Source organism: Xanthomonas sp. DAR 34887 (assembly GCF_041245805.1).
Taxonomy (GTDB): Bacteria; Pseudomonadota; Gammaproteobacteria; order Xanthomonadales; family Xanthomonadaceae; genus Xanthomonas_A; species Xanthomonas_A tesorieronis.
On sequence record NZ_CP162490.1, the window covers coordinates 3284353 to 3297062 of the forward strand.

Below are 12710 nucleotides of genomic sequence, written 5' to 3' on the forward strand. Positions count from 1 at the left end.
GGGTAAACATGCGGAATATCGCACTGCGCGACGCGCAATGGGACATTTCCGACTTTTTCGCCACTCAGCCGTAGGCGGCCGAAATCGTCATTTCCCGCGCCGCGCCGGCGGGCACCTGCACGCGTTCGTTGCGCGGCTCGGACAAGGCCACCGCGCGCCCGTCGATCCGCACCTCGCGCAGCTGCGTGCCGGCCGGCACGCGCAGGGTCAGCCAGGTCCGCGCCGGCGCCTGCGCCGGCAGGGTCAGCGTGCCGTCGATGCGCTTGCGCGCCGGATCGGCGCGCAGGGTCAGCGACACCGCGCCCCAGCGGGTCGGCGCGGCGGCGATCGCGATCGGTTCGCCGCTGCCCAGCCACTCGCGCGGCAGCGCGCGCGCCAGGAACAGTTCCTCGCCGGCGCTGTCCTCGAACACCAGCATCCAGCGCAGCAGCAGCGGGATGGTCATCTGCGCCGGGATGCAGAACAGCGGCATGCCGCCGGTGATGCCGCTGACCTCGCCTGCGGTCCAGCTGCCGCGCGTGTGCACGTGGTAGCGGTGCGCGTACAGGAACAGCAGGTATTCCTCGATCCGGTCCAGGCGCAGCAATTGCTGCGCGTAGCCGTAGGAGATGAAGCCGAGCAGGTCGCGCCCTTCCGGCGTCGGCGGGGCGATGTTGCCGACCACGCCGAGGCTGGTGCCGCCATGGCCGCGCACGCAGTCGATGACCAAGTGCGCCAGGTCGGCGGGCAGCACGTCGGCCTGCAGCAGTTCGGCATAGGCGCGGTGCGGCCAACCCTGCTCGCTGGGGCTCTCCTGCTGCAGCGACTGGCGGAAGGTCAGCTTCACGCCCGGCAGCGGGCCGATGTAGGGCGGCTGCAGGTCGCGGCGGATGTTGCCGCGCAGGGTCTTGTGCAGTTGCGCGGTCAGTTGCTGGGCGCGCCGCTGCCACTGCGCTGCGGTGCCCTGCGCGGCCGGACCGGCGATGGTGGTCCACACCGCGGCGATGTCCTGCCAGCCGCGGATCGCCAGCGCGCTGTTGGCGTAGTACGGCTTCCACCACAGGGTCGGATCGGGGAACAGGCAGGCGTCGGATTCGTTCCAGCCGTGGATCAGGCCGTGCCCGGGCGCCTTTGCCGGCAACTTCAAACTGACGTCGTGCAGTTCCAGCAGGATCTGCACCGTCGCCTCGATCTTGCCGCGGTGCTTGCGCAGCAGCGCCGCATCGCCGGTGTAGCGCAGGTAGCGCGCCAGCAGCGACAGGGTCAGGCCGAATTGGCCGGTCTCCGCGCCGCGCATGTTGACCATGCCGTCGTCCTGCACGAAATCGCTGAAATAGCCGTCCAGCACCGCTGCCGCCTGGGCGAAACGGCCCCATTCCAGGTTCGCGTACAGCGAGCTGGTGAAGGTGTCCTGGAAGCCGTCGTATTCGTTGCCGTAGTAGTCGCGATCGACCGCGCCGTACTTCGGATAGGTGCCGCCGGGGCGCACCACCAGCTCGCGGGCGAAGGCGAAGCGCGCCATGTCGCTCCAGCTGGCGTCGGGCAATTGCGCCTGTACGGTGTCGGCGAGCAGGCCCTGCCAGTAGCCAGCGAAGGCGAGCAGGCCACGGTAGAAGTCCTCGGCGCTGCGCGGGCCGCGCCGCGGCGGATAGTCGGGATAACTGTAGCCGTACACCACCTTGGTCACCTGGCCGTGCTCGACCAGCGCGCTGCGATGCCAGGTCTGCACGATGAAGCGGTCGGTGGCGAGCACGTCGGCGAACAGCAGCACGTCGTAGTAGCGGCCCTCGCCGGCCGGCACCACCTTGCGCACCGCTGGCATCCAGCCGCCGATCAGGCCTTCGTGGCGGCGTGCGACCAGTTCGGCCTTGCCCAGCTCGGGAAAGGCGTGCAGTGCGCGATAGGCGCGGGTGCGGCCGTCCGGATACACCGGCATGGTGTCGGCGCATTCGCGGGTGCCGACGAAGGTGGTCCACGGCAGGCGCCCGTTGTAGTCCTTGGGATCCAGTTGCGAGGCCGGCGGCGGCGCCGCGTCGCGCACTTCCTCCACCCTCGGATCGCCGTCGCGCAGCAGGCGGTCGGCGAGCAGGTCGGCTTCGGCCAGCGCCACGTCGGCCAGCTTCATGCCCAAGTACGGCGCCTGCGCGCTGGGGTAGACCGCTTCGGTGCGCTTGCCGAGCACCAGCGCGCCGCCGGGGCCGAGCAGGGTCAGGTCGCCGTCGGCGCTGCGCAGGTCCTCGTACACCTGCCACTGCGCGCCGGCCTCGGTGAAGCGGCACTGCAGGGTGTGGCCGGCGAGCGCATCGGCGGCCAGCGGCTGCAGGCGTGCCGCCGCCGGCGCTGGCGGCGTGGACGGGGCGGCGTTGGCGGGCGCGGCCATGCCGCCGGCGAGCGCTTCGACACCGGCCACCGCGCCGACCGCCAGCCCCTGGCGCAGAAAATCTCTCCGATCCATATCCCTTCCCCGATGAGCAATAGCGCATCATCGTGCGCCGCAGGTGCGGTCACGTCTTGTGTGCTGTGTCGAGGATCGGTGCGGAAAATTGCATAGCTTGGGGGCTGCGGTGGTGGCTGCAGGAGGCTTCGCCCGTACCCTCATCCGCCCCTGCGGGGCACCTTCTCCCGATGGGAGAGGGGGACAGCCGACTAGCCCCTCTCCCACCGGGAGAGGGGTTGGGGTGAGGGTCCGGCGCGAAAGCGACTCGCAGTGCTTGGGAGCGCGAGGCTTCGCCCGTACCCTCATCCGCCCCTGCGGGGCACCTTCTCCCGAGGGGAGAAGGGAGAGCTCAGGTCTCAGGCCAGGACGTCGAGGAGGCTGCCGATGGTGTCGCCGGCTGCGCGCAATACCCGCGCGTTGGCCTGGAAATCGTTGCGGGCGGACAGCCCGCCGACCATGTCGTCAACCAGGTCGCTGCCCTCGCCGCCCGCCGCCTGCACCTGGACGCTCACGCCGCCGCCCGGCGTTTCCTGGTTGGCCGTGACCTGGCGCTGGAACCCTTCGGTGGCGGCGTTGGCGACATTGTTCGCGCGCGCCTGCAGGCCGGATGCGGCGGCGCGCATGCCGGACAGGGCGATCGAGGACACCGAGGCGATGGAACTCATGCGCGTTTGCTCGTCGGGCGGCCGCGCTGCGGCCGCAAGGTCAGTAGGTTCCCACGGTCACCCGCAGCACGTAAGGATCGCTGCGCCGGAAGTTGAGCCCGTAATCGGTCTCGTCGCCGTTCAACAGGCGCACCAACCGCCACTGGCCATCGACGTAGCGGCCCTGCTCCACGCGCAGCAGTTGCCCGTACTTGCCATCGGCCCGGTCGCGCAGAAATTCAACGCGCGCGTTGAAACCTGTGACCAGAAACACATTCGACTGCAGTTCCTGCACCAGCACGCGGCCATCGTGCTGTGGGGTGCCGGGCAGGATCGCCGGCGCTTCGCCCCAGCCCGGCGCGCCGAACGATACCTGCGCCTGCCACGCGCCGAAGCGCAGGCTCTGCTTGGGCACCCCGGCTTTCTCTACGGCCGCCTGCAAGGTACCGGCGAAGGCGCCGGCGGCCAGTTCGCGCTGCAACGGCGCGAGCAGGCCGAAGCCGGCGGCATGCGCGGCGACCGCGGCCCGGTTCTCCGGCGTGTCCTCGTTGCCGTCGATGCCGAACACCGAGAAGCCGATGCCGCCACGGCCGAGCACGTGGAAGTGATACGGCGCGGTGGCCGCCTCGAACCCGGTCTCCGAGACCCAGGCCGGGTTGTCGGCGCGCGCGTACTGGCCCACCACCTTGGTGTATTCGTCGTAATCGCTGGTGTAGATGTCGGTGCCGATGAAGTCGATCGCCGGCGTGGCCAGGCGCCACAAGTCGAACACGTTCCAGGTGGCGCCGCCGGCCGGGTATTCCTCGCCGGGTCTGGTGCGGCCCTTGTAGCGCAGCCAGGTGTTCACGTACAGCGGCAGCGGATACGCCGCCTTGCCGGCGGCGGCGACCTGCTGGATATAACTCGCGTTGCTCCAGGCGCTGAACATTTCCTCGGCGTCGCTGCCGAACACCTGGATCCAGGTGCCGGCCGGCTTGCCCAGGCGCTGCAGCACAGCGCCCGGCACTTGCGCGTTGAACGCGCGCTCGCCAGCTTCGCCATGGTCGCGCACGGTGCCGATCGCGCCGGGTTCGTTCTCCACCTGCACCGCGATCACCGTGTGGCGGCCGGCGTCGATCTTGCGCAGGTGCTGCATCAGCGCGGCGAAGGCGCGCGCATCGGCCTGCTGGTTGGCCGGCGCATGCGGCGACAGCACGTCCACCGGCTCGCCCTTGGCGTCGCGCATGCGCGGGTACGTCACCGGATCGCGCTTGATCCATTCCGGCACGTAGTGCATCTGCCCGTTCTTCCAGGTGCCGAACCACAGCACGATCAGGCGCAGCCCGCGTGCACGGCTCTGCTCGACCAGCGCATCGACGTTGCGGTAGTCGTAGTGGCCAGGCTCCGGTTCGAACTGTTCCCAGTACACCGGCGCCTCGACCGTATTGGCGTGCAGCGCCTGCACCGCGTCCAGCGCCTGCGGCAACACCTGCGGCCAGGCGCTGGAGTTGTGCAGCTGCGCGGCCATGATGCTGTACGGCGCCCCGTCGACGAACAGCGCGTGGTGGCCGTCGCGGCTGACGTAGCGGGGCATGTCTTCGGCATGGGCGAGCAGCGGCAACAGCATGGCCAGCACGGCGTACCCGCAGATTGGCCACGCTTTCTGTAGGAGCGGCTTCAGCCGCGACATCGGCGCCGAGAGGATTCGGAATCTGAAACTTCCTGTCGCGGCTGAAGCCGCTCCTACAGGGGAGTACGACGGGCTTTCGGTCATGGCCTGTGCTCCTGTTCGAACGAATTCCAGCGCGGCGTCTGCGCTCCCAGCAGATGCCGCACGAAGAAGTCGTACTGGCGCCGCTGCACGTAGTCGATCGGGCCGCTGGAACGGCCCGCCGTGTGCTCGCCACCGGGCACGTTGAGCAGGTCGAAATCCTTGCCGGCCTTGATCAAGGCGTCCACCACCTGCGCGGTCGAGGCCGGGTCGACGTTGCTGTCCTGCTCGCCGACGATCAGCAGCAACTCGCCGCGCAGCTTCGAAGCGTTGTCGACGCCGGAAGCGCGCGCATAGCTGGCGTCCACCGGCCAGCCCATCCACTGTTCGTTCCAGCTGATCTTGTCCATGCGGTTGTCGTAGCAGCCGGCGAACGCCACGCCCACCTTGTAGAAATCCGGGTGCCGTTCCAGCGCGCCCAGCGTGCTCTGCCCGCCCGCCGAGGCGCCGTAGATGCCGACGCGGGAGATGTCGTAGGACGGGTCCTTGGCCGCCAGCGCCTTGTGCCAGGCGATGCGATCCGGAAAGCCGGAATCGCCGAGGTTCTTCCAGGCCACGTCGTGGAACGCCTTGGAGCGGTTGGCGGTGCCCATGCCGTCGATCATCACCACGATGAAACCCAGGTCGGCCTGCGCCTGCATGCCGATCTGCTTGTCGCCGCCGGAGTGGTAGCCGAACGGCCAGAAGGTCTTGGGCACGAAGCTGTCGTGCGGGCCGGCGTAGATGTTCTCGATCACCGGGTATTTCTTGTGCGGGTCGTAGTCGCGCGGGCGCACCACCATGCCCCAGATGTCGGTCTTGCCGTCGCGGCCCTTGGCCACGAAGGTCTGCGGCGCGCGCCAACCGGCGGCCTGCAGCTTGCCGATGTCGCCACGCTCCACCACCTGCAGCAGCGCGCCGTCGATGGCGTGCAGCTCCATCACCGGCGGCAGGTCCGGGCGCGAATAGGTGTCCACGTAGTGGCGGCCGTCGTCGGCGATGGCCACGTCGTGGTCGGCATCGGCTGTGGTCAGCCGGGTCAGGTGGCGGCCGTCGAAATCCACCGCGAACAGCTGCCGATAGTAAGGATCCTTGCCCGCGTCCATGCCGCTGGCGGAGAACCAGACGCGGCGCTGCGCGTCGTCCACACGCAGCACGTCGCGCACGATCCATTCGCCTTTGGTGATCTGCGCCTTGACCTTGCCGCTTTCGCCATCGAACAGATAGAGATGGCGCCAGCCGTCGCGCTCGGAGATCCACAGGATCTCCTTGCCCAGCCCGTCCACGTCGTGGCGGTAGCTGCGGTCGGCGTAGACGAAGGTCCTGGCGTCCTCGCCCACCGCGACATGCGCGCGGCCGCTGGCCGCGTCCACCGCGATCGCGCGCATGCGCTGGAAGCCCCGCTGCACGTAGTCGAACACGAAGCTGCGGCCGTCGCTGCGCCACTGGATCGGCGACAGCTGGTACGGATTGGCGAACAGCGCATCGTCGACGACGGTGCGCCGCGCACCGGCACCCGCAGACACGCCGGCCAGATCGAACAGCACCGGGCGCTCGATATCCACCGCATCCCCGGGCTTGGGATACAGCTGGGTACGCACGCGTGGCTGGCCGCCGCCGGGCGGCGCCGCCTCCACCCGCGTCACCCGCCGCGGGAAGCCCGGACGCACCTTGTACAACGCCAGCCGCTGCGAATCCGGCGACCAGGCCAGCGTTTCCGGGTCGTAGAAATCGTCGGCGCGGCCGTCGTCGCTCAAGCGCACGAGGTGGCCGTCGGCGACGCTGCGCAGCACGAGATCGTGGCCGTCGGCGAACGCCTCCCAGCGCCCATCCGGCGAACGCTGCGGCGTGTTGTCGGCGGGCACTACCGGATCGCGGACCACACCGAAGCCGCGCGGCCGCGGCTGTGGGCCGGCGTCGGCGCGCGCGCAGACATAGTCGGCGAGCGTGCAGCGCCACGGCGCGTAGTCGATCTGGAACACGATCGCGGCATTGTCGCGGCCGGCGTCGGCGGCATAGCGAAAGCGCTCGAAGGGCAAGCGCTGTGCCGAATACTCGGTGCCGGCCGCAGCGCTCAGCCCGCGCGCCAGCCGCAGCGCATCGAACGCCGGCTGCTTGCGCTGGCTGGCCACGTCTTCGAGCACGAAGGCGAAACCGCCGGACACGGTCTTGCGGTAATAGAACGTGCCGTCGTCGCGCCATTGCGCCGGCCAGGTCACGTTCTCGGTCAGCGTCATCCACGCCTCGCGCAGGCCGAGCGAGCGCTGGTAGTCGGCGACGCTCGGCGCGGCCTGGGCGTGGGCGGCGATGGACGCCGCGGCCAGCACGATCGATGCAGCGAATCTGTTCATTACGTTCCGATATCCCCTGATACAGCTTTTTCTGTAGGAGCGGCTTCAGCCGCGACAGGATGTTTCAGCAAGCCTGTCGCGGCTGAAGCCGCTCCTACACAAGCGAGCACACCCTATTCCCCGTCGTCCTCTTCCAGCGCCAGTTCGTCGCTGCGCAAGCCGGTGCGCGCACCCCAGTGGTAGCAGCCGAACGCGATGACCGCCACGCTCAGCGTGTCCCACGGATGCGCGATCTGGCCGGTGCCGCCGAAGGTGCCCAGGTAGGACACCAGCAGCACCAGCACGAAGAACCCGATCAGCCACAGCGCGCCGCGCACCTGCCGCCACAACTGCGCGCGGCCGGCCGCGCTCGGCAGCTTGTACAGCACGTACAGCGCGAACATCGCCACCTGCAGGCCGAGCAGCCACGACAGCGTGCTCCAGGTGGACCAGTACACGATCAGCGCGGCGACGATGAACGACAGCGGCCCGAGCACGGCGAAGCCGCGCAGCAGGAACGGCCGCGGCAGCTGCGGCGCGCTGCGGCGCAACGCGGCCACGGTCACCGGCGCCACCGCATAGCTCAGCACCAGCGCCGCCGACACCACCTGGATCAGCGTCTCCCACGACGGGAACGGCAGCGTCCAGAACACCGACAGCGCCAGGCTCAGCCACAGCGCCGGACGCGGGATGCCGGACTTGGCATCGACCCGGGTCAGCACCGGCAGGAAGCCGCCGCTGCGCGCCCAGCCGTAGACCACGCGCGGCGTGGCGTTCATGTAGATGTTGCCGGTGCCGCTGGGCGAGATCATCGCATCGCAGATCACCAGCGCCGCCAGCCAGCCCAGGCCCAGCGCCAGCGCGATGTCGTGATACGGCAGCGCGAAGACCTTGTCGATGCCGCCCCAGCCCTGCGCCAGATACGCGGACGGCACGCTACCCAGGAACGCCAGCTGCAGCAGCACGTAGATGACCGTGGACAGCGCCACCGACAGGATCAGCGCGATCGGGATATTGCGCTGCGGATCGCGCACCTCGCTGGCCACCGACACGATCGGGGTCAGTCCCAGGTAGGCGAAGATGATGCCGCCGGCCGAGATCGCCGCCTCCACGCCGGCCGCGCCGGAGGGCGCGAACCCCTGCACGTGCAGATTCTGCGGATTGAAGTGCGCCATCAGCAGCACGATCACCAGCACCGGCACCAGGAACTTGAATACGCTGACGATGTTGTTGGCGGTGGCGAAGGTCTTGACGCTGAAGTAGTTGAGCAGGAAGAACGCCACCAGCAGCGCCAACTGCAGCAGCCAGCCGGCCACGCTGGGATGGGTGCTGCCGGCCTGATTCAACGACGGGAACCACGCCGCGGCGTACTGCCGCGCCGCCTCGACCTCGATCGCGATCAGGCTGGAGAACGCGATCAGGGTGATGAAGCCCATCAGCCAGCCGAGCAGCGCGCCGTGCGAATACTCCGGGTAGCGCACCACCCCGCCGGCACGCGGCAGCGCCGCGCCCAGTTCGCAGTACACCAGGCCCAGCAGCAGCACCGCCACACCGCCGGCGATCCACGACACGATGCCGGCCGGGCCGGCGATGGCCGACACATGGCTGGCCGAGAACAGCCAACCGGAGCCGAAGATCGAACCGAGCCCGATGAAGGTCAGATCGGTCAGGCTCAGACGCTTGTGGAACTTGCCTTGTGTGGTCATGGTGCCCCCGCTGGAAAGGTTGTAACCGGCTATTCCTGACTACCGCCCCCTTCTCCCCCTGGGAGAAGGTGCCCCGAAGGGGCGGATGAGGGTACGTGCGCAGCCTCGTGGCGTTTCGACTGCGCGCGGCTTCGCCCCGTACCCTCACCCCAACCCCTCTCCCGGAGGGAGAGGGGCTTTGGTCATCGCTACTGCTTTGTCGCCTCCTGCGCCCATGGCGACTTGCCGCCCTCGGCGATGAAACGGTCGATGCGCTGCTCCAGTACCGGCAGCGGCACCGAGCCGGTTTCCAGGATCGCGTCGTGGAAGGCGCGGATGTCGAATTTCTCGCCCAGCGCGGCCTCGGCCTTGCGCCGCAACTCGATGATCTTCAACTCGCCCAGGTAATAGGACAGCGCCTGCCCCGGCCAGGCGATGTAGCGGTCGACCTCGGTGGTGACCTCGTGCTCGCTGAGTGCAGTGTTGTCGCGCAGGTACGCGATCGCCTGCTCGCGGGTCCAGCCCTTGTGGTGGATGCCGGTGTCGATCACCAGCCGGCAGGCGCGCCACATCTGGTAGGTCAGGTAGCCGAAGCGGTCGTACGGGGTCTCGTACATGCCCATTTCCTGCCCCAGGTACTCCGAGTACAGCGCCCAGCCCTCGCCGTAGGCGGAGATGTAGCCGTAGCGGCGAAAGTCCGGCAGGCCCTGCTGCTCGGCCGCCAGCGGCATCTGCAATGCGTGGCCGGGCGAGGATTCGTGCAAGGTCAGCGCGGTCAGGTTGTACAGCGGGCGCGACGGCAGGTCGTAGGTGTTGACCAGGTAGATGCCCGGGCCGCCGCGGCCGCCGGTGTAGAACGGCGCCAGGTCCGGCGGCACCGGCTCGATCGCGAAGCGCTGCCGCGGCAGCCGGCCGATGTAGTCGCCGACCTTCGCATCCACGCGCTTGGCGATCCACGCCGCCTGCTTGAGCAGCTCTTCCGGCGTCTTCGGATAGAACTGCGGATCGGTGCGCAGGAAATGCAGGAATGCCGGGAACGTCGCCTGTCCCTTCGGCGCGACGAAGCCGCTGGCGGCGATGGTCTGGTCCATGTCCTTGCGCAGCTTGGCCACTTCCTGCAGCCCGATCTGGTGGATCTGCTCGGGTGACAGCTCCAGCGTGGTGTATTCGCGGATCTGCGCGCGGTAATAGTCCTTGCCGTCGGGCAGCGCCTCGCCGGACAGCGTGCTGCGCGCCTTCGGCTGGTACTCCTCGCGCATGAAGCGCAGCAGGTCGGTATAGGCCGGCACCACGCTGTGCGCGATGGTATCCAGCGCCTGCTGCCGCAGCTGCGCCTGCACCTCGGCCGGGATGCTGGCCGGCATCTGCTTGAACGGTGTATAGAACAGATTGGCCTCGCCGCTGGCGTTGGCCACATCGGCGATCGATTGGTCGCGGCCGGTCAGCGTCACCTTCGGCTGGCTGAAGCCGCGCGCCAGGCCGGCGCGCATGTTGACGATCTGCTCGTCGAAATAGCGCGGGATGTCGGCCAGGATCTTCAGATAGCGCTGGTAGTCGTCGCGGGTGTGCAAGGTGGCGCGGGCACTGAAGCCCAGGTTGCTCCAGAACGCGGTGTCGCTGTTGAACGGCATTTCCCAGGCGCGAAAGCGCTGCTGATCCAGGAATACCGCGATCTGCTGACGATAGACCTGGTAGTTGACCTGATCCTGCGCCGACAGCTGCGCCTGGTCGATCGCGTCCAGTTCGCGCAGCACCTGTTGCCAGTACGCGGTGCGCTGGTTCTGCGTGGCCACGTCCACCCTGGGCAAGTGGTCGGCGGCCGCGCCCTGGCTGTCCTCGTCGTCGGCGCCGGCCGACTGCTCCTGGCGCCACTTCCACTCGCGCAGGTACAGCGCCTTGAAGCGCGCGGCGGCGTCGCCGGGCGTCGCGGCGGCGGCGGCCTGCGCGGGTTGCGCGGCCATGGCGGCGCCCTGCCCTGCAAGCGCGCCGAGCATCGCCAGCAGCAACGGCACGCGAAATCGGGAATTCAGGCTCATTGCGGTGTCTCCGGAGTGGCGGATGTGCCCGCCTTGGCCTGCGCGATCCAGGCATCGATGCGCGCGTCGAGCAGGTCCAGCGGCATCGCGCCGCCGCCGAGGATCTGGTCGTGGAAGGCGCGGATGTCGAAGCGTGCGCCGAGTTCGCGCTTGGCCTTCTCGCGCAGCGCCAGGATGTCCAGTTCGCCGAGCTTGTAGCCCAGCGCCTGGCCCGGCCACACGATGTAGCGGTCGGTCTCGGCCTGGATGCTGGGCTCGTCGTCGGAGGGATGCGCGTGGAAGAAGTCGATCATCTGCTGCCGCGTCCAGCGCTTGTAGTGCACGCCGGTATCCAGCACCAGACGGTTGGCGCGCAGCAGTTCGCCGGCCAGGCGCCCGTAGTCGCTGTAAGGATCCTTGTAGAACCCCACGTCCTTGCCCAGCTTCTCCGCGTACAGCGCCCAGCCTTCGACGTAGGCGTTGTAGCTGGACTGCTGGCGGAACGGCGGCAACGGCAGGCCCTGCGCGAGCGAGATCTGCAGGTGATGGCCGGGTACGCCTTCGTGATACGCGGTGGCCTCGATGTTGACCAGGGTGCGTTGCGCGTAGTCGCTGGTGTTGACCATCACCAGCGCCGGCTTGCTGCCCTGCGCATCGCTCTGCCAGTACTCCGCGCCCGGTGCGGTGCTGCGGAAGTCGGCCATCGCGCGCACTTCCAAAGGCGTCTTCGGCAATTTGCCGAACAGCTTGGGCAGCTGCGGCTGCATCTGCGCGATATCGTCGCGATAGCGCTGCAGGATCTGCTCGCGGGAACTGGCGAAGAACTTGCGGTCGCGTGCCACCGCCTTGCGCAACGCGGGCAGATCGGCATAGCCGAGCTGCCTGGCGATGGCGCTCATTTCGCCCTCGATGCGCGCCACTTCGGCCAGGCCGATCTGGTGGATCTGCTCGGGCGATTTGTCGGTGGTGGTCTGGGTATGGATCGCGTAGCGGTAGCGGCGCTCGCCATCGGGCAGCGACCACAGCCCTTCCTGCGCGCGGCCCTGCGGCGCGTATTCGTTGGCGACGAAATCGGCCAGTTTGGCGTAGGCCGGACGCACCTGCTGGTCGATCGCCGCCAGCATCGCCGCGCGCAGGCGCGCGCGCTCGGCCGCCGGCACCGCGTCGGGGAAGCTCTTCAGCGGCAACGCGAACGGGCTGTCGGCGCCGGACGGCGCGGCGATCTCGCGCACCTGCGCCGGGATCCGCTCCAGCAAATATTTCGGCTGCACCAGCCCGTCCTTGGCGCCGGCGCGCGACAGCGCCACGACCTGGTCGAGCAAGGCCGGGATCGCTTGCAGGCGCTTGATGTAATCCTCGTAGTCCTTGACGCTGGCGAACGGAAACGCCTGCGCGTAGCCCGGCAGCGCCAGCTGGATGCCGCCGACCGGCTCCAGCGGCATCTCATCGTTCTTCAGCGCGATCGCTTCCAGCCGGTCGCGCAACTGGCGCAGCATCATCTGCAGGCTCAACTGGTCCTGTGCCGACAGCGCCGTGCCGTCGATCGCCTCGAACCGCTTGAGGAAATCCGCGGTGGCCTGTTGCTCGGCCTGCAACGCCGCCAGCGAATAATCGCTCCAGCGGTCGTTGTAGCGCGTGTCGCCGATGATGCTGGCGAATTCCGGATGGTGTGCGAGCTGGTACTGCCACTGCGCGTCGAGCAAGGCGGCGAAGGCCTGGCCCGGCTGTTGCGCCGCCGCGCCCGTCGCGGCGGCCGGCTGCGGCGACGCAGGCGGCGTGGCCGGCTGGCATGCGGCCAGCAACGCCGCGGCCAGCGCGCAGGGAAGCAACAGGCGGGCGAATCTCATCGACGAACTCCGGTAAGCGAATGGAACCCGTGCGGCGGCGCTGC

General features: G+C 68.8%; 7 protein-coding genes. All 7 read right to left on the reverse strand.

Annotation, left to right across the window (positions count from 1 at the left end; translation table 11 throughout):
- Positions 1-64: 64 nt before the first annotated feature.
- Positions 65-2434 carry a Tat pathway signal protein gene (locus AB3X08_RS13800; RefSeq protein ID WP_369933233.1) on the reverse strand — a complete coding sequence of 790 codons (2370 nt, stop codon included), beginning with the start codon at positions 2432-2434 and terminating at the stop codon, positions 65-67.
- 338 nt (positions 2435-2772) lie between these two features.
- The gene (locus AB3X08_RS13805) at positions 2773-3081 is read right to left on the reverse strand and encodes a hypothetical protein (RefSeq protein WP_369933234.1); all 309 of its coding nucleotides are present in this window, start codon (positions 3079-3081) and stop codon (positions 2773-2775) included.
- Positions 3082-3121: 40 nt separating this feature from the next.
- Entirely contained in the window at positions 3122-4729 is a 1608-nt protein-coding gene (locus tag AB3X08_RS13810) for a DUF5597 domain-containing protein (RefSeq protein ID WP_369933235.1), read from the reverse strand.
- Between the two features lie 80 nt (positions 4730-4809).
- Complete coding sequence (locus AB3X08_RS13815; RefSeq protein WP_369933237.1) at positions 4810-7140, reverse strand: S9 family peptidase; 2331 nt, start codon at positions 7138-7140, stop codon at positions 4810-4812.
- Between the two features lie 113 nt (positions 7141-7253).
- Entirely contained in the window at positions 7254-8825 is a 1572-nt protein-coding gene (locus AB3X08_RS13820; RefSeq protein ID WP_369933239.1) for an APC family permease, read from the reverse strand.
- Positions 8826-9013: 188 nt separating this feature from the next.
- Entirely contained in the window at positions 9014-10798 is a 1785-nt protein-coding gene (locus AB3X08_RS13825; RefSeq protein WP_369938533.1) for a DUF885 family protein, read from the reverse strand.
- Positions 10799-10836: 38 nt separating this feature from the next.
- Positions 10837-12666, reverse strand: a complete 1830-nt coding sequence (locus AB3X08_RS13830) for a DUF885 domain-containing protein (protein ID WP_369933241.1) — start codon at positions 12664-12666, stop codon at positions 10837-10839.
- Positions 12667-12710 lie beyond the last annotated feature (44 nt).